The sequence below is a fragment of the Hyunsoonleella ulvae genome, assembly GCF_016827605.1.
Lineage (GTDB): Bacteria > Bacteroidota > Bacteroidia > Flavobacteriales > Flavobacteriaceae > Jejuia > Jejuia ulvae.
The window spans coordinates 18,809-43,164 of sequence record NZ_JAEPJQ010000009.1; the positions used below are offsets into that span (position 1 = coordinate 18,809).

At 33.6% G+C, this 24,356-nt stretch carries 21 protein-coding genes; 7 read left to right on the plus strand and 14 right to left on the minus strand.

Annotated elements, in window-relative coordinates; genetic code table 11:
• Window positions 1–8: 8 nt before the first annotated feature.
• The 10 genes from JS605_RS16665 to JS605_RS16710 all read right to left on the minus strand — a co-directional run bounded on the left by JS605_RS16665 (window position 9) and on the right by JS605_RS16710 (window position 11,206).
• Window positions 9–1,814: a tetratricopeptide repeat-containing sensor histidine kinase gene (locus JS605_RS16665; RefSeq protein ID WP_203258868.1), complete on the minus strand. Its 1,806-nt coding sequence runs from the start codon at window positions 1,812–1,814 to the stop codon at window positions 9–11.
• A gap of 423 nt (window positions 1,815–2,237) precedes the next feature.
• Window positions 2,238–2,810 (minus strand): hypothetical protein, encoded by a 573-nt coding sequence (locus tag JS605_RS16670; RefSeq protein ID WP_203258869.1) that lies wholly within the window; start codon window positions 2,808–2,810, stop codon window positions 2,238–2,240.
• A 54-nt stretch (window positions 2,811–2,864) separates the two neighbouring features.
• Entirely contained in the window at window positions 2,865–5,267 is a 2,403-nt protein-coding gene (locus tag JS605_RS16675) for a TonB-dependent receptor (RefSeq protein ID WP_203258870.1), read from the minus strand.
• 42 nt (window positions 5,268–5,309) lie between these two features.
• Entirely contained in the window at window positions 5,310–5,642 is a 333-nt protein-coding gene (locus JS605_RS16680) for a hypothetical protein (protein WP_203258871.1), read from the minus strand.
• Complete coding sequence (locus tag JS605_RS16685; RefSeq protein ID WP_203258872.1) at window positions 5,643–6,137, minus strand: DUF6787 family protein; 495 nt, start codon at window positions 6,135–6,137, stop codon at window positions 5,643–5,645.
• A gap of 169 nt (window positions 6,138–6,306) precedes the next feature.
• The gene (locus tag JS605_RS16690; RefSeq protein WP_203258873.1) at window positions 6,307–6,750 is read right to left on the minus strand and encodes a DUF6146 family protein; all 444 of its coding nucleotides are present in this window, start codon (window positions 6,748–6,750) and stop codon (window positions 6,307–6,309) included.
• A 440-nt stretch (window positions 6,751–7,190) separates the two neighbouring features.
• Window positions 7,191–7,829, minus strand: a complete 639-nt coding sequence (locus JS605_RS16695; protein WP_203258874.1) for a DUF937 domain-containing protein — start codon at window positions 7,827–7,829, stop codon at window positions 7,191–7,193.
• A gap of 120 nt (window positions 7,830–7,949) precedes the next feature.
• Window positions 7,950–8,900: a D-2-hydroxyacid dehydrogenase gene (locus JS605_RS16700; RefSeq protein ID WP_203258875.1), complete on the minus strand. Its 951-nt coding sequence runs from the start codon at window positions 8,898–8,900 to the stop codon at window positions 7,950–7,952.
• A gap of 101 nt (window positions 8,901–9,001) precedes the next feature.
• Window positions 9,002–10,066: a 3-phosphoserine/phosphohydroxythreonine transaminase gene (serC, locus tag JS605_RS16705; RefSeq protein ID WP_203258876.1), complete on the minus strand. Its 1,065-nt coding sequence runs from the start codon at window positions 10,064–10,066 to the stop codon at window positions 9,002–9,004.
• An 81-nt stretch (window positions 10,067–10,147) separates the two neighbouring features.
• On the minus strand, window positions 10,148–11,206 hold the full coding sequence (locus JS605_RS16710; RefSeq protein WP_203258934.1) for an acyl-CoA reductase: 1,059 nt from the start codon (window positions 11,204–11,206) through the stop codon (window positions 10,148–10,150).
• Between the two features lie 98 nt (window positions 11,207–11,304).
• On the opposite strand from JS605_RS16710, the gene JS605_RS16715 reads away from it, so the two are divergent.
• Complete coding sequence (locus JS605_RS16715; RefSeq protein ID WP_130965429.1) at window positions 11,305–11,658, plus strand: 4Fe-4S dicluster domain-containing protein; 354 nt, start codon at window positions 11,305–11,307, stop codon at window positions 11,656–11,658.
• A gap of 129 nt (window positions 11,659–11,787) precedes the next feature.
• Here the strand turns inward: JS605_RS16715 and JS605_RS16720 are convergent, their stop codons facing one another.
• Window positions 11,788–12,180 (minus strand): hypothetical protein, encoded by a 393-nt coding sequence (locus JS605_RS16720; protein ID WP_203258877.1) that lies wholly within the window; start codon window positions 12,178–12,180, stop codon window positions 11,788–11,790.
• Between the two features lie 302 nt (window positions 12,181–12,482).
• Here JS605_RS16720 and JS605_RS16725 point away from each other — a divergent pair, with 302 nt between their 5' ends.
• Window positions 12,483–13,049, plus strand: a complete 567-nt coding sequence (locus JS605_RS16725) for a hypothetical protein (protein WP_203258878.1) — start codon at window positions 12,483–12,485, stop codon at window positions 13,047–13,049.
• 52 nt (window positions 13,050–13,101) lie between these two features.
• Here the strand turns inward: JS605_RS16725 and JS605_RS16730 are convergent, their stop codons facing one another.
• On the minus strand, window positions 13,102–14,571 hold the full coding sequence (locus JS605_RS16730; protein WP_203258879.1) for a carboxypeptidase-like regulatory domain-containing protein: 1,470 nt from the start codon (window positions 14,569–14,571) through the stop codon (window positions 13,102–13,104).
• A gap of 222 nt (window positions 14,572–14,793) precedes the next feature.
• On the opposite strand from JS605_RS16730, the gene ychF reads away from it, so the two are divergent.
• The 5 genes from ychF to JS605_RS16755 all read left to right on the plus strand — a co-directional run bounded on the left by ychF (window position 14,794) and on the right by JS605_RS16755 (window position 22,145).
• Window positions 14,794–15,888 carry a redox-regulated ATPase YchF gene (ychF, locus tag JS605_RS16735; RefSeq protein ID WP_203258880.1) on the plus strand — a complete coding sequence of 365 codons (1,095 nt, stop codon included), beginning with the start codon at window positions 14,794–14,796 and terminating at the stop codon, window positions 15,886–15,888.
• A 79-nt stretch (window positions 15,889–15,967) separates the two neighbouring features.
• Window positions 15,968–16,474: an SRPBCC family protein gene (locus JS605_RS16740; protein WP_203258881.1), complete on the plus strand. Its 507-nt coding sequence runs from the start codon at window positions 15,968–15,970 to the stop codon at window positions 16,472–16,474.
• A 109-nt stretch (window positions 16,475–16,583) separates the two neighbouring features.
• Window positions 16,584–17,489 carry a DMT family transporter gene (locus JS605_RS16745; protein WP_203258882.1) on the plus strand — a complete coding sequence of 302 codons (906 nt, stop codon included), beginning with the start codon at window positions 16,584–16,586 and terminating at the stop codon, window positions 17,487–17,489.
• A 116-nt stretch (window positions 17,490–17,605) separates the two neighbouring features.
• Entirely contained in the window at window positions 17,606–19,462 is a 1,857-nt protein-coding gene (locus JS605_RS16750; protein WP_203258883.1) for a DNA topoisomerase IV subunit B, read from the plus strand.
• Between the two features lie 34 nt (window positions 19,463–19,496).
• Window positions 19,497–22,145, plus strand: coding sequence for a DNA gyrase/topoisomerase IV subunit A (locus JS605_RS16755; protein ID WP_203258884.1), 2,649 nt, complete (start codon window positions 19,497–19,499; stop codon window positions 22,143–22,145).
• Between the two features lie 80 nt (window positions 22,146–22,225).
• Here JS605_RS16755 and argE read toward each other — a convergent pair whose 3' ends face one another.
• Both argE and miaA read right to left on the minus strand, forming a co-directional pair.
• Window positions 22,226–23,401, minus strand: coding sequence for an acetylornithine deacetylase (argE, locus tag JS605_RS16760; protein ID WP_203258885.1), 1,176 nt, complete (start codon window positions 23,399–23,401; stop codon window positions 22,226–22,228).
• Window positions 23,398–24,306, minus strand: a complete 909-nt coding sequence (gene miaA, locus JS605_RS16765; protein ID WP_203258935.1) for a tRNA (adenosine(37)-N6)-dimethylallyltransferase MiaA — start codon at window positions 24,304–24,306, stop codon at window positions 23,398–23,400. Before miaA ends, argE begins: the two co-directional genes overlap by 4 nt.
• Between the last annotated feature and the right edge of the window lie 50 nt (window positions 24,307–24,356).

Here is a 24,356-nt window from a genome sequence, read left to right on the forward strand (position 1 = left end):
GAAATATATTAATTGCCCACAGGGATTTGTACAGTAAGGGTGGTGCCTTGTTTTAGTTTTGAGTCTACATGGAACACCCCACCTAGTTTGTTTACTCTTGAGGCTATATTTTTTAGTCCAATGCCTGTACTTTCATTAGTTGCTGTGTTGAAGCCAGATCCGTTATCTGTAATTGTCATACAAACTTCCCCTAATTTATATGCGAAATTAATGTTTACTAAACTGGCTTTGGCATGTTTCATAATGTTATGCATTGCTTCCTGTAACACCCTAAATAAATTAATTTTTATTTGATCGTTTATTTCAGGCCACTCTATATAGTTTTCTTGGTGGATTTGGCAATTTATATCGTAGATTTTATTTTGTTCATCGAGATAAATATTTAACAATGTTATGAAATCTTTGTTATCGTCTAGTTTGGAGTTTCTAAGACCGTGGGACAGATCCCTTATGTCTTTTTCTGCGTTTTGTATTTTTTTGAGGTAAAAATTATAGCTATCCCTAACATCCTCTGTTTCTTCAAGAGAAAGAAATTCTATACCCAGTCTAGAACCCACAAGTTTATTGATAACACCATCGTGGAGCTCTTCAGAGATCCTAAAGCGCTCTTGTAATATACCTTCCTCAATTTTAGACTGTTGGCGTAACATGAGCCGGTAAATCTCTTCATTTATTTGCTGTTGCTCTTTTTCTAACTCTAGCTTTTCGTTTTTTGTTATTTGTATTCTAACTATGCCCACCAGCACGATGATGAGAATAATTATTAAAGCAATAACAACGATTAAGATATTTTGAACAGCTAACTTTTTATTTTCATCTATATATTCATTTGTTTCAAATTTAATTCTGGCAAATTTATCTCTAGTATTTCTTTCAACGTCTAAAAGGCTATCGTTTAATTTAATATGCTCGTAAAGGTATTCTTTACCTTTCCCTCCAGATTCTAGCTTTGATAGCATAAGTAGAGCCCTAGAAACTTCATTATAATTTTTTATTTGTTTTCCTATTACATAGGAACGTTTGGCAAGTATTTTAGCAGAGTCTGCTTTGTTAATTGAAGCATAAAACTCTGATATATCATTACCAGAAGCTGCAATCATGTAAGAAACATTGAGACTATCAGCAAGCTGATAAGCTTTACTAAACAATTGAGAGATACTTTTTTTATCATAGTTTTTGGATAAAAATTTATTGTAAGCTAGATTGTTTAGTACAGCTATATATGATAAAGGATCATTGTTCAATAGATTTTTACTATTGTAAATGCTTTTTTCATATAATAATTCATTGTAGATAGAAATTGCAGATACATAATCTTGTTTTTCTTTGTAAACTTCTGCTAGGTTAATTTTTATATCAAGGTAATTGGAATCTTTTAGATTGTAATTATTTTTTACCTGTATAATTTTTTTAGGGTCTCTTACTTTTTTGTTTATTTTTAATGCTTTTTGATAATATTCTACAGCTTTATCAAAATCTTTTAGAGCTCCTGAATTCAGAGCTAAAATAGCATATAGATTAGTTGTTAGTTGCGAATTTACGATATCATCTTTAGGTAATTTTTGTAAAATATTTGACGCACTCAATAGGTTGGAAATACTACTAGAATAATCGCACTTAAAGTATTGTAAAGAAGCCAAACTAATTAATACATCAGATAGTTTTTTTGTATCATTTATTTTTCTGAGAGTTTTAATACTCCTGTGGAGGAATATATATGAACTATCAATTTCTCTATCTTCAATATAATAGCTCCATCCAATTAGGTGTTGACAGTATCCAATAGAGGTTGAGTCGTTTAATTTTTTAGCCATCTTTAAGGTTTTATGGCTAATGTTTCTTCCAGCCTTGAGACTATCACTGTTAAAATATAATACGGCTAAATTTTGGTTTGATAGTAAAATAGTAGAATCGACCTTAGTTTTCTCTGAAATCCCACTAGCAGTTTTAGCATAAAAAAGTCTAGTTTTGGAATCTAAATTTTTATTATTGGATTGCTTTCGTAATTCTTGAATACTATCAAGTGTTTTTAAGAATTCATGGTTTTGTGCATTAGTGTTACACAGTTTAAAAAGACAGATAATAAAAAGATAATACTTTTTTAGCACTATAAAATGATATGGTTATGGATTTGCAATTTAACATTTTATCAAAAAAGTTGGGTTTTAAAAATGAAATACAAAAAAATCCCCTTCAACTAAGAAAGGGATTTTTATTATTATAAAATAAGGTTATACTTATTGAATTTCAGCATTAAATGAGATATCAATATCTGTATCATCTCCTGCTGCTGTACCAAAACCAGTACTATCATCAACACTTGGAGACTCATGATGTAATTCAATTGAAATGCTACCTGTTCCAGCAGCACCAGCAGTCCAAACAGTTTTTACACCTAGTTTGTTGTTGTCTGTTCTGGTTTCATCATCAGCTGCTCTCATCATTGTAAAATCTAAATTTGTAGCATAAACAAAAAAGTGAGCATCTATTGCAGCTTGGTCTGCTAAGATATCTTCATCAAGAAAATCTTCATCTTCATTAAATAATCCAATTTCAGCATCATAAGTTCCATTTGCGGCAAATTCGCCTACAACAGTTTTTTCATTGTCATCAACTTCTTCATCTCCGTTTGTATCATCCCAAGTTAATACAACAGTATCATTAGCATCGGCTTGGTTTGTGAAAGTGAGTACTATTCTTGTTATTGCCTCTTCTTCCTCAACTGGTTCTAGTGTGTCGTCATCATTGTCACATGATGCTAGCATAGCTATTGCCATTACTGCCATAGCATAAAATTTAATTGTTTTCATAGTTTTGGAGTTTAAAAAATTAATTTTCATAGTTATTGTGTTTAAAATTTATTATTAATAATTCAATTGTAATTGTAGTCTAAAATTTCTTCCCAAATCGTCGGCAAAAAATCGTAAACGGTTTAAATAATTTCTGTAGTTTGTATTAAAAATATTATCGACACTAAACCTAATATTTAAACTAGATTGTTTGAATACTGGTAGTGTTATTTCACTTTGAAAATGCATTAAATGATACCCAGGAGGAGGACTAAGGTCTACATCGATATCATCCTCATTGGCAATAGGTACGGTATAATTAAATTCATAAGGAAATTCATTTTGCTCAAATGCCCATTCTGAGTTTAAACTAGCGGAAAATCTATGCCAATTTTTATTGGAGTATGTAATGCCATTTAAGGTGGTAAATGGAGGGATGTCAATTAATGGCAAATCTGCTATCTTATCATAAGCTTTAATAAAAGATGATTTGTGGTTTACATTCCATTGCGCAGCTATTTGATAGTTTAAATTCACATCAATACCAAAAAACCAAGCATCTGTCTGTATATATTCCCATATAGGAAATGGCCCTCGAATTAAAGGAACGATGCCTAGTGGACTAGGAACTATGTATATAAAATTATTGATTTGATTATAATAAGATTCTAACTGAAAATTCAGCTTTGAGCTCGTATAACCATAAGTCCCAGAAATCCGGTTAGAACGCTCACTGTCTATGCGAAGGTCTCCTATTTCTATTCTTGCAGCTGAATGGTGTAAGCCATCACTAAACAATTCAGAAGGGTTTGGCGCTCTACTAGAGCGTGTATAATTTCCCAAAAGGTAATTATTAGCATTGAAATTATACTTAACACCCAAGGCACCAGAAATATTATGGTAATCAAAAGTTGGATCAGTAAGTACCTGATTTCTTAAAACTTCAATTACTAGCTCAGGAAATTCGGTGTCGTACCCACGGTCTTCCCATGCAGATGCTCTGTAGAATTTTTTTGCATCTAATCTACTAAAGTCATATCGTAAACCTGCATCTAATATAAAACGATCATTAAGCTTCCATTCTGTAGTTATATAGCCTCCAAAATCGTATTTATCATAGTCTGGTATCAATCGTCGCACTCCTGTATCAGGGTTTGCAAAATTATTTTGATGTCTGGCCAAAACCCCAAAGTTATATTTGCGGTCTAGGTTTTTATCTATTTTGGCATTCGCTGATATGGTATGCGTTTGCAACTTTAAATCTATTGCTGGTTTTGTACTCCTACCTCCTCGACGGATATCAAATTCAAAACGATGATTGTTTTGGTAGTCGTATTGCACATCTACTTTACCAAAGTTCTTAAATCGTTTGTAATAGGAAGCCTTAAAAAGATGGTGCGTTACCTCTTGTTTGGGTTGACTAATATTGTAACTAAAGTCTTCCACAAACAGCGGCCTTGCTGCATTAATAGAGTTAGCTAAGCTTTTTATACTACCAATATGTGCAGATCTTAAAATTCCGATTTCATTACCCAAATAACTATAATATGCTTCAAATCCCGATTGAAACTTGTTTTTTCCAAACCTAGCTGAGAATCCCTTGGAATCCAATCCTGTATTGGTTAGGTTGTAATCAGCTGCTTTAAAATCCCCATTTCTTTTGTAAGATCCTTGTGCTTGTGCAAACCAACCAGATTCATAATTTTTATTTATGGTTGATGATATATTATAACCTCTTCCATTGGTTTGACCTCCTAAAATTGTACGCCCATAAAGTGTATCTTTTCTTATCGCCCTACTGGGGTTTATTACCACAACACCTCCTATAGCATCGCCTCCATAAGCTAGAGCGCCAGACCCTTTTATCACAGATATTTGGTTAGCACTATTTATATCAATATTGGGAGCATGCTCAATACCCCATTCCTGGTCTTGTAAACGCACACCGTTATTCAAAATCATTACCCTACTACTGTGCATACCATTAATAATAGGTTTTACAATGGTGTTTCCAGTATTTATTGAGGATACCCCAGGTACTTCTTTTAAGGCATCTCCTAAGCTTAAATTTGAATATTTAGTTAGGGTTTCAGACTTAATTACGGTTTCTTGCCCTGTAACTGTACTCCTTGCAATGCCATTAGATGTCACGGCAACTTCATCTAGCTCCTCGGTATGATGTTCCATCAATATCTTTTGAAATGAATCTCCAACGATATCTATTTCTACACGTTTGGTTTCGCATCCAACATGGGATATTACCAGTATTAGTTTCCCATCACATATTTTTTTGAGGGAAAATTTTCCATTTATATCCGCTACATTGTAATTGTTATCGGTTTCATTAAATACCGTGGCTCCAGACATAGGAGTACCGTCGTGAAAGTCTATAACCTCACCTATAAAAGTGTATGTACAATTTTGAGTGTGGACGGTGCTAAATGCACACAACACCACAATCAATAAATTGATTTTCATTGTGCTATATATTATTGTATTGTTTTAGTTTAAATCGAAGAATTAAACTAGGGTAGGAGGCCCACGTAAGGAAAAAGATAAGACACTATGATTGTGAAAGTAATGATATTCTAGAGAAGGAATATCGAAATTATTGCTGTAACAAAAATCTATGTTAAAATGGATAGATTTTATATCATACTGCTGAAAGTTATATTTGTAAAGGGGACAATCTACTTCACATTCATGAAAATTGTCATTATCTCTCATTTCACAAAGCGTGTGTTCATGAGGCTCAAAGCTATGCACAAGTTTTACAAATGTTGGCGCAAATAAAGTAACCACAACTAACGCAGCTATTATTCTAAAGGCAATATGTGTGCTTTGTGCTTTCAATTACTCCATAAATTGTTTAAACCCAAGTCGACTGAGCATCTTTTTTTCAAAATTCCAGAAAAATTTAAACTGGCCAAATACCCAACCAATAGCCACAAGTAATATTTGATAGAATATGAAACCAATTAATATGTACAGCACCCAATACGCCAAGGTTGGTAGGTTGTCTTTGTTAATTCCCAGTAACTTTATTATTGGTTTGCTTACAAATACTGATGAAGACCCAGTAATTGCAAAAACTAGAAATATACTTATCATTTCCCAACGATACTTAACGTCCCATTTCTTTTCTAGTTTTTCGAAAATAAAAAGTGTTAATTTGAAGAGTGCAAAAAAGATTAAAATACTTAAAGCGATGTTTAAGAATAAGGACTGTTTTTCAATAAAGAGAGAAGACAATCTAAAAGCAGAAAAGGCAAGACCTATAATCCCTAAAACAAGAAAAATAAGTTGCCAATTACTTTGAATCTCCCAAAGTTGCTTTAATTTCTTCACTGTTGCAATTTAGTTGCAAAAATATCAAAATTAAATGAGTCTTAATAAGCTTAAAGTGTTTTTTTAATGTATCAGAGAAATGAAGTTTTAGATTAAGAATAGTGTCATGGCGTATATCCTTAATTTAAGGGTTAGGATAAAACGATTACTAAACTGCATAAATTATACACTAGATGCGAGGGACAAATGGCCCTAATCTTTGATTGTATTTTAATTGAAAATAAATTAAGTAGTTGTATAACATGTAATTTACTTCGTATCCATAATCTATATCTTGTTGATAATCTATTTGAAGTTCATATAATTGAGGATTAAAACGTTGTGGTTGCATTACACGTTGATTCCATTCAATAACATATATTCTATTCCGGTTTTCCATGTATTGTTGAGAATAGAACCCTCTTTGTCTTGCATTTGCTGCCAACCAAAAATTAAATCCAGGATCGATGATGATGATTTCATATTCTAACTCATCATTGGCAATTCGTACGGTATCATTTTGGGTAGTTGCTATTTGTTTTTCATCCTTTTTTGAAATAGGCTTTTTTGAAGTGTTACAATTAAAAAAGAAAACACTTGCAATTAAGAGTAAGAGGTAAATACTATTTTTCATGGTTCATTTATTTTACATTACAAAACTATATCTTGACTACATAATTAAAAAACATAAATGAGTGAGTGTAGTGTTTCGTTTAGCGAACTGTTTTTTATATTATCTTACTCATGTTTAAAACCCAGAAGTTGCATTGCTTTTATTATAGTTTTTATAACTTTTTTTCAATCGATTTGTTACCTACACTTGTTGTGGAATCCAGTTTTTTCTTTTGGATTCTTGCCTTACTGAAACAAGTTCAGCACATGTCACAGGAATGAGAACATATAGAGCTGAAAAAGAATTTCATCCTTTCATTCAAAACTATAGATTTCAAATCCATAGTGGTTTATCTAAAAGTACAAAAATCATTCCGTAACATTTAATGGTTTACCATTAGTGACTAATAAAAAATGCCAAATCGAAGGATTTGGCATTTTAAGAATATCTTCAAGTAATATTTATTTTCCAAAAAGGCCACCAAGTAAACCTCCAAGTCCACCACTTGATTTTTTATTACCTCCTAATAACATACCTGCAACATCATCAACAACACTACCATCTCCATCAGCATCTAATATAGATTCCAAAAAGCTTTGTTCTTGTTTAGCAGAACTACCACCTAGTAATCCTCCAAGCATATCTCCTAAACCGTTAGCAGAGCTTACATTATTTTGTCGTGTTTGTTTTCCTAGCATACCCATTAATAGTGGTGCAGCAACTTTTAGGATGTTTCCAACGGAACCTGCATCAAGTCCAGATTTTTGACCTATAACTTGTTCTACACCTTGTCTTTTGGCGCCTAAAACATGTCCAAGGATTTTATCCCCATCAGTTTTTACGTCTTCATCTACACCACCACTAAATAAACCGCCTAGGTTATCTAATATGCTACCGTCATGCTTTCCGCTAAGCGCACCCATTAAACCTTCTGCACCTTGAGGTGTTGAAGCATTACGCTGCATAGCTTTCATTAATACTGGTAATGCCATTGTAAGTACGCTACTTGTTTTATCTTGATTGGTTCCTGTTGACCCTGAGACACCGCTAATGATTGTTTTTCCTAAGTCACTGTTTAATAAATCTAAAATTCCAGACATGTTACTATGTTTTTTTAATTAATAATGTATTATCTAAATTAGAGAGCTTAATGTACAAAAAAAGCCCTAACTGTTATAGTTAGGACTCAATTTTTATAATTTGGTCACATTTGAGGATAATTATCCCAAAATACTAATAATTTGTGATGCTAACTCTGTGCCAATTCTATCTTGAGCTTCATTAGTTGCTGCCCCTGTATGTGGCGTTAATGATAATGCAGAGTTCATTAATAATTGAATTTCTGGCTTTGGCTCTTTTTCAAAAACGTCCAAAGCAGCTCTGGCTACTTTTCCACTTTCAATAGCTTTTACTAATGCTACTTCGTTTACCACTCCTCCACGCGCTGCATTTGCTAGAATTACACCATCTTTCATGATGTTAAACTCTGCTTCATCTATTACGTAATCTTTTTGAGCAGGCACATGTAGTGTAATGAAATCAGATTGTTTTAAAACCTCTTCTTTAGAAATAGTTTCAATATCGAAATTTACTTTCTGTCCATCGAAAAACTCTAATTCTAAATTGGCTTTTTCTAAGAAAGGGTCAAAAGCCACGACTTTCATTCCTGCACCTAAAGCTACTTTTGCAGTTGCTTGGCCAATACGACCAAAACCAAGTACACCTAAAGTTTTACCTTTTAATTCTGTTCCTTTTGCATAAGCTTTCTTTAAACCTTTAAAGTTGCTGTCGCCTTCAAGTGGCATTTCTCTATTGGAATTATGAAGAAAGCGTGCTAACCCATATAAATGACCAAAAACTAATTCTGCAACTGAATGTGATGAAGCAGCTGGTGTGTTGATTACATGAAGTCCTTTTTCTCTGGCATATCCCACATCTATATTGTCCATGCCAACACCACCACGACCAATAATCTTAATCCCAGGACATGCATCGATTAAATCTTTGCGTACTGTTGTGGCACTGCGTACTAAAAGTACAGCAATATCTTTTTCGTTGATGTAGTTTATTAACTGTTCTTGAGCTACGGTAGTTGTGCTTACGTTATATCCTGCTTTTTCTAAAGCATCAATTCCGCTTTGTGAAATACCGTCGTTTGCTAATACGTTCATTTTTAGTTTTTTTAGTCATTCCTACGAAGCAGGAATCTTTTTAAGTTTTTGTTTATTTTGAGTAAGTACTGAAAACTATTACTACTTACTGTACACTTATTTTAAGCTTTACTTTCTAATTCACTCATTACTTCTACCAATACTTTTACACTATCTATAGGTAAGGCATTGTACATAGATGCTCTGTAACCACCAACACTTCTATGTCCGTTTACGGCACTAACGCCAGCTTCTTTCAACATCGTATCAAACGTTTCCTTTAAATTTTCATTTTCTAATGTAAATGTGGCATTCATGAAAGATCGGTCTCCTTTTGCAGCAAACCCTTTAAACAATGGGTTTAAGTCTATTTCAGAATACATTAAGCGTGCTTTCTTTTCGTTTTCCTTTTCTATAGCAGCTATTCCGCCTTGCTCTTTTAACCATTCTAAAGTTAACATAGAAGTGTACACAGCGAAAACAGGTGGTGTGTTAAACATACTGCCTTTATCGATATGTACTTTATAATCCATCATTGATGGAATTTTACGAGATACTTTTCCTAAAACATCTTCTTTAACCACCACTAGAGTTGTTCCAGCTGGGCCCATATTTTTTTGAGCTCCTGCATAAATGATATCGAATTTAGAAAAATCAATAACTCTTGAAAAAATATCACTACTCATATCGCAAACCATTGGCACTGGTGAGTTTGGAAACTCTTTCATTTGCGTACCATATATGGTGTTGTTTGAGGTACAGTGAAAATAATCGTAGTCCTCAGGAATCTCGTAACCTTTTGGTATGTAGTTGTAATTGGCATCTTTAGAGGAGCCAACTTCATATATATCATCGTAAATTTTAGCTTCTTTAATTGCTTTTGCAGCCCAAGAACCAGAGTTTAAATATCCCGCTCTTTTTTCTAAAAGGTTAAGTGCCACCATTAAAAATTGGGTGCTTGCTCCACCTTGCAGAAATAACGCTTTGTAACCTTTGCCTTCAAGACCTAAAAGTTCTAAAGCTAAAGCTCTAGCGTTTTCCATAATATCAACAAAAGCCTTGCTTCTATGGGATATCTCTATTAAAGATAATCCGCTTCCATCTAAATCTACTAGGGCTTGTGAGGCTTTTAATAATACTTCTGGGGGTAAAATACTTGGTCCTGCGCTAAAGTTGTGTTTTTTCATCTTTATTGTGTGGTGAAATTTAAAGATGCAAAGTTGATAATTAATTCAATATTTTTCACTAAAAAATCAATAATTTTTTCGTCAAATCGATAATAAAAATTTAACAGAATCTACACTATCCGCATAATCCCAAAGTTGTGGCTTTTGGGTTGCTCCAAAGGGCACTTCATTTTTAATAATTCCTTTAGCAACTATACATTGTATTTGGTCTTGATCTTGGATTAGTTTTGCTTTTATACTTTCAGCGGTATCATAATATTCATAAAACACAGTAGCTATTGGTGATGCATAGTTTTTGTCTTCTTTTATCATGAAGAAACCGTTTTCTAGCATATCAAATTCACTCATTAGATACACTGCTTTGTTGTAATCGTAATTATTGGCATATTTTGCCTTTTCTATAATGGGATGCCAGTGGTACATGGCTTCAAAAAAGGGATTGAAATCATAACCATTTGGCACAAAAAGTTTAGATACATTTCTACACCCCAAACCATAGTATCTAAAAATATCCTCTGAGAGGTTTTTTAAGTCCTCGTTAGATTCATTTCCTGTTAAAACTGCTACTGAATTTCTATTGTTTCTTATAATAGATGGTTTGTCTTTAAAATAATATTCAAAGTAGCGTGCCGTATTATTGCTACCAGTGGCAATTACAGCATCAAAATTTTCAAGTTTCTTTTCAGTAAAATTTATGTATCCTTTAAACTCTGGAGCAACATATTCTAAATACTTGGCTAAAAACGGCAACAAATGTTTGTCGTTAGAAGACTGTTTAACCAAAACCTTATGTCCTGTAATAAGCACCGCTAAAAAATCATGAAACCCTACTAGTGGAATGTTTCCTGCCATTATTACAGCAACTGTTTTAGGGGTTAATCCTGATATTTTATAGGGTTGCAACCATTTGGTAAGTTGCTCTAGTGTTAAAGCTGTAGCCCAAGAGTTTAGGGCATAACGCAAGTTTTCAGTGGTAAACCATCCATTGTGTTCTTCGGCTAATTTTAATTGGTGTTTAAAACCGTCAAAGAATAGATCGTTATGTTCAACTTTATTGTCTTTTTGGATGTTTGCGTTAGAAAATTGCCGTATAAAATCTCCTAATTTTACAAAAGCGTTAATTCTATCTTGTAATTGCATCCTTAATTTGGTTATGAATGGTTTTGGCTTTATTTTTGCGACTGCAAATTTAATGAAACTCATATAGAGTTCTTGAATTTTAAAAAATAAAAATTACTATGGCAATTATAATAACAGACGAATGTATAAACTGTGGTGCTTGCGAGCCTGAGTGCCCCAACACAGCAATATACGAAGGTGCCGACGATTGGCGCTATAAAGATGGTACCAGTTTAGAGGGAAAAGTAGTACTTACTGACGGTAGAGAAGTAGATGCAGATGAAGCCCAAGAGCCTGTAAGTGATGAATTATATTACATTGTACCAGATAAGTGTACGGAATGTAAAGGGTTTCATGATGAGCCACAATGTGCGGCGGTATGTCCTGTAGATTGTTGTGTACCTGATGAAGATGTTGTAGAAACAGAAGAGGAATTGTTGGCAAAACAACGTTTTATGCATCCTGATGGGTAGTAGATATATAGACAGTAAAATATATTAAAATCCCGAGCGTAAGCTTGGGATTTTTTATGCCAATAGAAAAGTCCCAATTATCTAATACAATGTAATTGGGACTTTAACATTTGAATATGTAGCATCTGTTTAAAACCGTATTGACGGTAGTTCTTCTGCCAATTCCTTTAGAGCGTTTTTGTTTTCTGTTGCTTTATCTTTTTTTAATGTAGATGCTTGTGATTTGTTTAAAGGCGATATGGATTTATCTTCTCCAAAAAAGTTAAGAGAAGGCATTTCCTCATATAAATCTCTGTAAAACTGTTGTCCAATAGTGTTTTTGTGTTTTTGTGAGGTTGTTATGTCTAACACGTCTGTTTCACTGTAATATTTATAATCGCCATTAAAATCTAAAGACGGCAATTCTTTTAAAGTTTCTGCATAAAAGTTACTGTTATCTAATGCAGTGTTTTCTTGTGCATTAATGGTAGTGGTGCTCCAAAAAATCGCAATTATTGCAAATAATCTAATTATCTTTCTCATAATTTAAATATTGTTACTTATTTATATCTAAAATTACGAAATATTCATTTATAATTTATAGAAAACGCATTAATACTTTTTATGAATACGATAATGGATTGTTATGGTTTTAAGTGAAAGCTTGGGGTTTTTGTTTATAAATCATTGAAAATTATTTATTGGTATATATAGTTTTAAATGTTAGAAAAGCTAATTTTGATAATTAAGCGGGAAGTTTTTATAAAACTTAGTGGTATTGTCACTTTTCAAAACAGTGTAGTTGAAGATTTATGCAAAATATATTTTTTATTAAAATAGTTTTCTTGACATCAATTCTTTCCATATGCGAGACACATGCCCAAGTCGAACCTAACTTTAATTATCAAGTTTTAACAAGGGTAGGACATTTAAGCAAAGACAAAGAATTAGATTCTATTGTAGTAAAACAAGATACTGTAAATGAATTTAAACCTTATAAATTAGAGATTTATATTAATAAAAAAAAGTCTAGAAAAGCACTAGTGGTATCAACTGATAAAGCTATTGCTCCTGAACACTTTCGGGGAGTTGATGGTTTAGATGGAAAAAAAAGTTTTTCAGACATAAGAATAAAAAATCGTATTTTCACAATAGTTCATAACTATGAAAATCAGGTGCAGGAGCATTCATTCAGTTTGGAAGGTAGTCGATTTAAATTGATTAAGTATTATTCTATCAAGTTAGAGGAGAAGGGGAAAATTATTTATGAAACAATAAACTTTAACACACTTATTAGAAGGACTAAGACTATTAATAGTTCTGACAATCAGGTGCTTGATAGGGAATACAAATTAAGTACGGGTTCGAAGTACTTAAAAGATTTGAATATGGTACCCGAAACTTACCAATAAGAATAATATAAAGTCAGCACGAGCTATCAAAAGAATAAGTATACACAAAACCTCATTCTCCACTTTCAAACGCCTTCATCTCCAAAGAAGGTTCTAAAACCCCTTCGTTATCCCAAATAGTTTTTTGGTAAGTGCTTAGTTTGGTAACGGGTGTTTTTTCAACTTGCCGTTCTGCCTGAAAATCTAAGAATGTTATTTTTTTAGTTGTAGTGATTAGCAATTCTTCTTTAGTCTTGTTGTTACCTTCTAGCGTAAAATCAAAAGCTACTTTATGGCGTTCGCTACTATTTTCTATAAATTTTAAAGGTCGGCTTACATAAAAATAGCTACCAGAAATGCGTTTAATATATTTTGGGTGGTAGAGACTAGTGCTGTCTTTTTCAAAAATTAAAGTGCCTTCGCTCACATTTTCAATGTATTTTACACCCAATAATAGCTTAAGGTTAAATTTTTGTCCGCGTCTGTTTTTGTAATAACTATAATCTATTTGGGTTATAGCATAGGTCTCATCTGCCACATAAAGTTTACCCGTATATTTTGCTTTTCCTTTTTTGGGGATAAATGCAATTACATAGGTAAGTTCTCCATTATTGTAGCCTACATCCTCAATATTGTATTTGTATAAATTATTATCTAATATCTTGTTTAAAAAAGAAGCATCGTAAAACTGGGTGTGTTTTAATAGTGATTTTGTGTCGTTATTTAAATAGGAAACTTTGTATTCATTTTTATCATCGTCTTTAAAATTACTATCATTTAGGGCTAAAGAGTCTTCAATTTTAAAGAGTCCAGTTTTTAATTTATATGTTTTTGTGGTGTCTAAATAGGTAAGAATAATATTTTGCATTTTCTCCTGAACGTTATCTATGGAGAAATTGTTTTTGGCATCCAATAGTTCTGTAGCTTTTACAACCTTTAGTTTAATACTGTCCCTATCTAAAGTAAATACTACGCCTTTAAAGTCAGCAAACTGTACCATATTGCTTTGTTTTATTTGGTTACCCAAAGCCGTTAAGCTATTGTTTACGCTTTCTAATTGTTGCTTCTTAACGTTTGATGCTTTATCGATTTCAAACTCTAAACTTTTAAAATCAACACGATCTGTAGTGCGTTTAAAAATATGGTATTGCTGTAGTTTAAAGTTGTAATTATCAGTAAGTTTAGCCTTAACCTTTGCAATAATAACATATGCATTTGGGGCTTTTGTGCTAATAAATACTTCATCTAATTGGTTAATGGCTTCTGCGAGTTCAATTACATAATTAAGCGCTTTAATCTCTTTAATGGTAAGTGTTTTATTCTCATAACCCATACAAGAAATGGTAATGGGGTTTGTGTCATTTTTAGAAGAAATGGTAAAAAAGCCTTCGTCGTTAGAAATAACACCAGCATATTCCCCAGTTTTAATATTAGCATAGGGAATGGGGTGTTTTGTATGCTTATCAAGAAGCTTTACAGTTACGTTTTGTGATGTAAGCGTTGCGCAGTAGCATACAAAAAGAATAAAAAAAATGGATTTCATTTTGATGTGATGATTGATGTGTTTTTTATAAAACGATGCAAGTTAGGTATTGTTACAGCATAACATATAAGCAGAAAACCTATTTAACGTTTAATTATAACAAAGCAGGTTGTTTTTATTAAATATTCTTAAAGTTTTAAGATGAAAAATTTCTTATTTATTGTCTACATTTGCACTCGCTAAATATTCTTGTCTCACAGGAATTACAAAATAAAATTAGTTATGAAAGCAGGTATCGTAGGCTTACCCAATGTTGGAAAATCCACTTTATTTAATTGTTTGTCTAATGCCAAGGCGCAAAGTGCAAACTTTCCATTTTGTACTATAGAACCTAATATAGGTGTGGTAAATGTACCGGACCCTAGATTAGAAAAATTAGAAAGCTTGGTAAATCCAGAAAAAGTAATTCCTGCTACAGTAGAGATTGTAGATATTGCTGGATTGGTAAAAGGCGCAAGTAAAGGGGAAGGATTAGGAAATCAGTTTTTAGCGAATATTAGAGAGACTGATGCTATTTTGCATGTTTTGCGTTGTTTTGATAACGATAATATTGTACATGTAGATGGTAGTGTAGACCCTATAAGAGACAAGGAAACCATTGATATGGAGCTGCAATTAAAAGATCTAGAAACTGCAGAGAAGAAATTGGATAAAGTAAAGCGAGCCGCTAAAACAGGAAACAAAGAAGCGCAGGCCGAAGAAGCTATTTTATTAAAAATAAAGGAAGGTTTAGGGGCAGGAACTTCGGTAAGGGCTCTGGAATTTAGTGATGAAGATTATCTGGACTATGTAAAGCCACTACAATTTATAACCGATAAACCTGTGATGTATGTGTGTAATGTAGATGAAGGGGCTGCCGTTTCTGGGAATGATTATGTAGAACAGGTAAGAGAAACTGTTAAGGACGAAAATGCTGAGGTTTTAGTTTTAGCAGTAGGTACTGAAGCTGATATTAATGAGTTGGACGATTACGAAGAGCGTCAATTATTTTTACAAGATATTGGTTTAGAAGAACCTGGATCAGCAAAATTAATTCGTGGCGCTTACAAGTTATTAAATCAACAAACCTATTTTACTGCGGGTGTTAAAGAAGTACGTGCTTGGACTGTAGATATTGGTGCTACTGCACCTCAAGCTGCTGGAGTTATACATACCGATTTTGAAAAAGGATTTATACGTGCAGAAGTTATTGCCTACGATGATTATGTATCCTACGGAAGTGAAGCAAAAGTAAAAGAAGCTGGTAAGATGCGAGTGGAGGGAAAAAACTACATTGTTAAGGATGGGGATATAATGCATTTCTTATTTAATGTTTAATTTTTTTGTGTAATGTGTATTTTTGACTAATATTGTAAGGTTTTATTTATAGGCCAAAATTTAATACAAATATTGTCAAATGCCTTCAATAGAGATTAAAACTCACATAAATTGTGATATTCAAACCTGCTTTGATCTAGCTAGGAGCATTGATATCCATAAAAAATCTCTACAGCATACAAGCGAAATACCAATATCAGGTAAAACTACAGGCCTTATAGAGCTTGGGGAATGGGTAAGTTGGGAGGCTAAACACTTAGGCTTTGTACAACATTTAACTTCAAAAATAATCGAATTTGATAAGCCAAATTTCTTTGTTGGCGAAATGGTATTTGGTGCTTTTAAATCCCTTAGGCATGAGCATTTTTTTAGAAAGTTTAATGAGGGTACATTAATGATTGATAGGCTTTATTTTGAATCTCCACACGGACTTTTAGGACACTTAGCTAATGTGCTATTTTTAAAGCGGTATATGTCTAAACTTCTGAAAACCAGAAATAAAATTTTAAAAAGAGAAGCAGAAAGTATGTGTGAAAAGAATTTAGCCTCTAAAGCGTCTTCTAAAAACAAAGAGGTAGTATTTTAATCACTTAACTTTTTCTATCTGGTCTGGTTTATTGTTGCGCAGGTGTTGGATATCGTAATTCACTAAATTAATGCCTTAGGGCTGTAAACCATATTTATACTTTCGTACCATGTACAAGAATAAAACATTTTGGTATGGTATATCTGTTGGTATTTTAGGTATCGTATTGTTTTCATCAAAGGCAGTAATGGTAAAGCTAGCTTATCAACATAACGTCGATACTATTAGTATACTATTACTTCGTATGTTATTCTCTTTTCCGTTTTATGTTGTTGTTGCATTTTTGGTTAAAAGCAAAAAGCATCAAGATAATGTGAGATTAAAGGATTATGCTTGGCTGGTGTTTTTCGGGTTTATAGGGTATTATTTAGCTAGTTATTTTGATTTTGTAGGGCTTATTTATATTAAGGCGAGTTTAGAGCGTATCATCCTATTTGTATACCCAACTTTGGTGCTGTTGCTTAACAAGGTTTTTTTAAAGAAAAAAATATCTAAAATTCAAAGTATTGCTGTGGCGTTGACATACTTAGGAATAGCTGTAGCTTTTTGGGATGAATTAAATATATCAGGGAAAGGAACGTTAACAGGAGGCTTTTTTGTTTTTTTAAGTGCTTTAACTTACGCCTCCTATTTAGTGGGAAGTGGTTGGTTGATACCAAAATTTGGAGTCATGAAATTTACAGCTTATGCTATGTTGGTGTCTTGTATTTGTGTGTTTGTGCATTATAGTATAACTAGTGAAACCGATTTGTGGGGTTTTTCATGGGAAGTATATGTAATAGGGTTTTTAATTGCCATTTTTGCAACGGTAATCCCTTCGTTTCTGGTATCAGAGTCTATTAAAATAATTAGCTCATCTAATTTTGCCATTGCAGCTGGTATAGGGCCGATTTCCACCATAATTTTGGCCGCAATCTTTCTAGGAGAAACGCTCACTGTTTTTCAACTATTTGGTACTTTGGTAGTTATAGTTGGTATACTGTGGATGTCTGTTAAAAAGTCTAATTCTACCTAAAGAAACGTTCTCAACAAAATTTCAATTTTATTGTTAATTACTTTGTTTGGCAGTGGTTTTATATTTTGATATGTTGTACTATATTAGCGTGCTATCACAACATTGTACCCTAATTTATGGCAGAACAAACAAAATACACTGAGGATAATATACGTTCGTTAGACTGGAAAGAGCATATTAGAATGCGACCAGGAATGTATATTGGGAAACTTGGTGATGGGTCTTCTCCAGATGATGGTATTTACATTCTTTTAAAAGAGGTTTTAGATAACTCTATTGACGAATTTGTGATGGGGGCAGGTAAAACCATCGAGATTTCTATTCAGGGTAGTAAGGTTATTGTTCGTGATTACGGTAGAGGTATTCCTTTGGGAAAGGTGGTCGATGTAGTTTCTAAAATGAATACTGGTGGTAAGTACGATTCAAAAGCATTTAAAAAATCGGTAGGATTAAATGGTGTTGGTACCAAGGCTGTAAATGCACTTTCTAATTATTTTAGGGTAGAGTCTACACGAGATGGTAAATCGGCTTCAGCAGAGTTTGAACAAGGGAACCTAACCAATCAAGAATTATTAGACGACACCAGCCGAAGAAAGGGAACCAAGGTATCCTTTATTCCAGATGAATCCATTTTTAAAAACTACAAGTTCCGCAGTGAGTATGTGGTTAAAATGCTAAAGAATTATGTGTATCTCAACCCTGGATTAACCATAGTTTTTAATGGTGAAAAATATTATAGTGAAAACGGACTTAAAGATTTATTGGCTGAAAAGATTAATGAATCAGATTTATTGTATCCAATTATCCACTTGAGAGGCGACGACATAGAAATTGCTTTAACCCATAGTAAAACCCAATATAGTGAAGAGTACAACAGTTTTGTAAACGGACAAAACACAACCCAGGGCGGTACACATTTAAATGCCTTTAGGGAAGCCGTTGTAAAAACAGTAAGGGAGTTTTATGGTAAAAACTATGATGCTTCAGATGTTAGAAAATCTATAGTTAGCGCTATAGCTATAAAAGTGATGGAGCCTGTTTTTGAAAGTCAAACCAAAACAAAGTTGGGTTCTACAGAAATGGGAGGGGATTACCCTACGGTAAGAACTTATATTAACGATTTTGTAAAAACCAATCTCGATAACTTTTTTCATAAAAACCCAGATACAGCAGAGAAATTACAACGTAAAATTCTTCAGGCAGAACGGGAGCGTAAAGAATTATCAGGCATAAGAAAGCTAGCAAGAGATAGAGCAAAAAAAGCCAGTCTTCACAATAAAAAACTTAGGGATTGCCGTGTACATTTTGGAGACACCAAAAATGAAAGGAATCTTGAGACAACACTGTTTATAACTGAGGGGGATTCAGCATCTGGTAGTATCACAAAATCTAGAGATGTGAATACACAAGCAGTTTTTAGTCTTAAAGGAAAGCCTCTAAACTCCTACGGATTAAGTAAAAAGATAGTATACGAGAATGAAGAGTTTAATTTGCTACAAGCCGCACTAAACATAGAAGAGTCCCTCGAAGATTTGCGTTACAATAATGTTGTAATAGCAACAGATGCCGATGTGGATGGTATGCATATAAGGCTATTGTTAATTACATTTTTCTTGCAGTTTTTTCCAGAAGTCATTAAAGAAGGGCATTTGTATATTTTGCAAACCCCTTTGTTTAGGGTTAGAAATAAAAAGGAAACCATTTATTGTTATTCAGAAGAAGAACGCATAGCAGCCATTGAAAAATTAAAACCCAAACCAGAAATTACCAGATTTAAGGGGTTGGGAGAGATTTCGCCTGACGAGTTTAAGCATTTTATTGGAGACGACATACGTTTAGATCCCGTAATGTTAGATGATAATATGTCTATCGAAGAATTGTTATCATTCTACATGGGTAAAAATACACCAACGCGCCAGGAGTTTATTATTGATAACTTAAAGGTAGAGCTTGATTTAATTGAGGAAAAATAAGAGATGTATTCCTGAATTTTAGGAAGTATTATATATGATTGAAGAAGAAAACGACGACCTTACAAACGGACAAAACGACGAGCCTCAAGAAACCATAACCCGGGTTACGGGGATGTACAAAGATTGGTTTTTAGACTATGCTTCTTATGTTATTCTAGAACGCGCAGTACCAGCTATTGAAGATGGTTTTAAGCCTGTGCAACGGCGTATTATGCATTCCATGAAAGATTTGGATGATGGGCGTTATAACAAAGTAGCGAACATTGTTGGGCATACCATGCAGTATCACCCACATGGCGATGCCAGTATTGCCGATGCCATGGTGCAAATAGGGCAGAAAGACTTGTTAATTGATACCCAAGGAAACTGGGGTAATATATTAACAGGCGATAGCGCAGCTGCCTCACGTTACATAGAAGCACGTTTATCTAAGTTTGCTTTAGATGTTGTTTACAATCCTAAAATTACCGAATGGCAGGCAAGTTATGATGGGCGTAGAAAAGAGCCCGTGAATTTACCAGTAATGTTTCCTTTGTTGTTAGCTCAGGGAGGAGAAGGTATCGCGGTTGGATTATCTACAAAAATATTACCACATAATTTTATAGAACTTATTGAGGCTTCGGTAAAACATTTGCAAGGTAAGCGTTTTACCATTGTACCAGACTTCCCTACAGGTGGCATTGCAGATTTTTCTAACTATAATGATGGCAATAGAGGAGGTAAAGTTAGGGTTAGGGCTAAGATTTCTCAATTAGATAAAAATACATTAGTAATTACAGAATTGCCTTTTGGCACAACAACGTCATCTTTAATTGATTCTATTTTAAAAGCGAATGATAAAGGGAAAATCAAAGTAAAAAAGATTGAAGATAATACTGCGGCTGAAGTTGAAATATTAGTGCATTTACCATCAGGTTTATCTCCAGATAAAACCATTGATGCGCTTTATGCATTTACAAGTTGTGAGTCATCCATTTCGCCTTTGGGTTGTGTTATAGAAGACAACAAACCTTTATTTATTGGGGTTTCTGAAATGTTGAGACGTTCTACGGATAATACAGTACAGCTTCTAAAACAAGAACTTGAAATTAAACTGGGTGAACTGGAGGAACAATGGCATTTTGCATCTCTAGAACGTATTTTTATTGAAAACAGAATTTACCGAGATATAGAAGAGGAGGAAACTTGGGAAGGTGTTATCTCTGCCATAGATAAAGGATTGCAACCACATATAAAGCATCTAAAACGAGCGGTTACAGAGGATGATATTGTACGATTAACGGAAATCCGAATTAAACGTATTTCTAAATTTGATATAGATAAAGCACAACAAAAGATAGATGCCTTAGAAGCACAAATCGCTGAGGTAAAACATCATTTAGAGCATTTGATAGAGTATGCTATTGCTTACTTCCAAAGGCTTAAAAAAGAATATGGAGAGGGTAGGGAGCGCAAAACAGAAATAAGAACTTTTGATGATGTAGATGCTACCAAAGTAGTAATTAGAAATACCAAACTTTATGTGAATCGTGAAGAGGGCTTCGTTGGGACTTCCTTACGTAGAAATGAATATGTATGCGATTGTAGTGATATAGATGATATTATCGTTTTTACCAAAGAAGGTAAAATGATGGTTACCAAAGTTGACTCTAAGACGTTTGTTGGTAAAGATATCCTACATGTAGCAGTATTCAAGAAGAAAGATAAACGCACAATTTACAATATGATTTATAGAGATGGTAGAAAAGGGCCGTCTTATATTAAGCGTTTTGCAGTTACTAGCATTACTAGAGATAGGGAATATGATTTAACGAATGGGAATAAAGGATCGGTAGTGCTTTATTTTTCAGCAAATCCTAATGGGGAAGCTGAAATTGTTTCTATCAACTTACGACAAGCAGGAAGCATTAAAAAGCTAAAATGGGATATTGATTTTGCAGATATTTTAATTAAGGGACGTGCTTCTAAAGGTAATTTAGTAACTAAGTACCCTGTAAAACGTGTAGAGCTTAAGGAAAAAGGTGTTTCTACCTTGAAACCACGTAAGATATGGTTTGACGAAACAGTACAACGCATAAATGTTGATGGTAGAGGCGAACTCATAGGAGAATTTAGAGGCGAAGATAAATTGTTAATTATCAGTCAGTCAGGTATGGTTAAAACTGTTACGCCAGAGGTAACTATGCACTTTGATAGTGACATGATTGTGTTAGAAAAGTGGGTGCCTAAAAAACCAATTTCAGCAATTTATTATAATGGTGAAAAGGAATTATATTATGTAAAGCGCTTTTTAATAGAGCATGAAGGTAGGGATGAGTCGTTTATTTCAGATCATCCAGATTCTTTATTAGAGATTGTTTCCACAGATTGGAAACCTATGGCTGAGGTTGTTTTTGCTAAAGAACGTGGGAAAGATAGAAGGGAGAATTTTGAGGTAAACTTAGAGGAGTTTATTGATGTAAAGGGCATTTCTGCCCAAGGGAATCAATTAACCAAATATAAGGTTAATCAAATTAACTTATTGGATTCATTGCCTTATGAAGCTCCAGAAGAAGTACATGCAGACGATTTAGAAGTTGTAGGCGAAAAAGAATTGCCAGCTAAACCTGATGAAAGTGAAAATAGTAATGCAGAAGATTCTAATGATGAAATTGATGATGAAGGACAGATTACTTTGTTTTAGAAATATCTGCAATTTTTCTGTATTAGCTTGATCTATATGCGTTAATATCCAATCACTTTACATTATACTGTAAAAATGATTTAAAATAGGTTTATTATATCCTCCGAAGAAAATAAGTCTATTAGATTGTTTAAGAATTCCTCGTAATCTTTCAATTCTTGCTTTGCAATAAACTCGTTAGCCCTATGGGCTTGTTGTATTGATCCAGGTCCGCAAATAATGCTTTGTAAACCTGCTAGGTTATACTGTCCAGCTTCAGAGGCATAGGCCACCGTACCAATATTTGTATTGGAATTGATTTTTGACATTAACTTTACTATATCACTATCTGCTTTACTATCAAACGGTACAACCGGCGGATGAATTTCTTCTGTTTCAATGTTAAAATCTGGAAATGTAGATTTTAGTTCATACATTCGGTTTTCACAATGGGATTTAAAATCTTTTATGACATCTTCTAAATTATCATCTGGAATCATTCTGGCATCCCATGAGAAATAAGCTTTGTCTGCAATAACATTAGGGGCAATACCGCCGTGAATAATACCAGTGTGTAATGAGGAATATGGAGGGGAAAAACGCCTGTCTGTATGACCATTTTTAACAAACATATTCATTTTAGCTTCTAGCCAAAGCACCAGTCTAGCTGCCTCATGTATAGCACTTACTTCTTGTTTTATTCTGCTACTATGGCCAGCAGAACCATTTACTTTGGTGGTATACAAACAGATGCCTTTATGTCCAATAATAGGCTGGAGTAGTGATGGCTCCCCTATAATGGCATATTTAGGTGTTTCAGAGTAATAGCTTTTAAGATGTGCAATTAACTCTGGTGCTGATAAACACCCAACTTCCTCATCATAAGAGAATGCAAAATAAATAGGCTTTTTTAATTTTGCTCTGGTAAAATTAGGTAGTAGGCTTAGGCAACATGCCAAAAAACCTTTCATATCACATGTGCCTCTCCCATACAGATTTCCGTCATTCTTATCTGTGAGTGTAAATGGATTGGTATTCCAATCTTGCCCCTCAACTGGAACCACATCAGTATGTCCAGATAAAACTATGCCTCCGTCTACAGCGGGTCCAATACGACAATGTAAAGACGCTTTAGTGCCTTCTTTATTGGGAACTAGAGTACAAGAAATATCAAAACTTTCAATATAATCTTTAATCCAATGGATAATGGATAAGTTACTGTCTCCTCCCAAAACTGGAAAAGAAACGAGTTTAGCTAATATATCTTCAGTGGTCATATTGTATGTGTTTCTATTGCCTCAACTATTTTTGAGATATCGTGCTTATAGTCAAACCAAATAATATCTTCATTTTTTCTAAACCAGGTTAGTTGTCGTTTAGCAAATCGTCTTGTGTTTTTTTTAATTTCTGATATAGCAAAATCTAATGTCCATTCATTATCAAAATATTTAAACAACTCTTTATAACCTACGGTGTTTAAGGCATTTAAATATCTATGTTTAACTAAAGATTTAACTTCATCTAATAAGCCTTCATTTATCATTATATCCACACGTTGATTAATGCGTGAGTAAATAATTTCCCGTTCTGCTGTTAAACCAATATTTATGACCTTAAATGGCCTTTCCCTCTTTTGTTTGTTTAGGTAAGAAGAATAGGGGTTCCCAGTACCTATACTTATTTCTAAAGCGCGAATTACACGATGTGGATTATCTATAGCTATGGATGCATAGCTTTTTTTGTCTAGTTGTTTTAACTGAAGTTGTAGGGATTCTAACCCTTTTTCCTTTAATTGTTTGTTTAGGGTTTCCCTAATAGAAATATCTACTTTTGGAAAATCATCTAATCCCTTTGTGACTGCATCAACATACAAGCCAGAGCCACCAACCATAATAACAGTATCATTTTTTTTAAACAGGTGCTCAAGACATGTCATAGCGTCTATCTCGAATGCGCCAACATTGTAAGTGTCTTTTATAGATTTATGATGAATAAAATGATGTGTTGCAGCTGCTAATTCTTTTGTGGAGGGTGCAGCTGTTCCTATTTGCATTTCTTTGTAAAATTGGCGGGAATCGGCAGAGATTATTTCCGTATTAAAATGCTGCGCCAGCTTAATACTTAAAGCTGTTTTACCAATAGCTGTGGGACCAACAATGGATATGAGATATTTAGGTTTTATTTCTATTGAACAGCGATTTAAAAATGAAATGTAAAGGTACTACCTAAAAT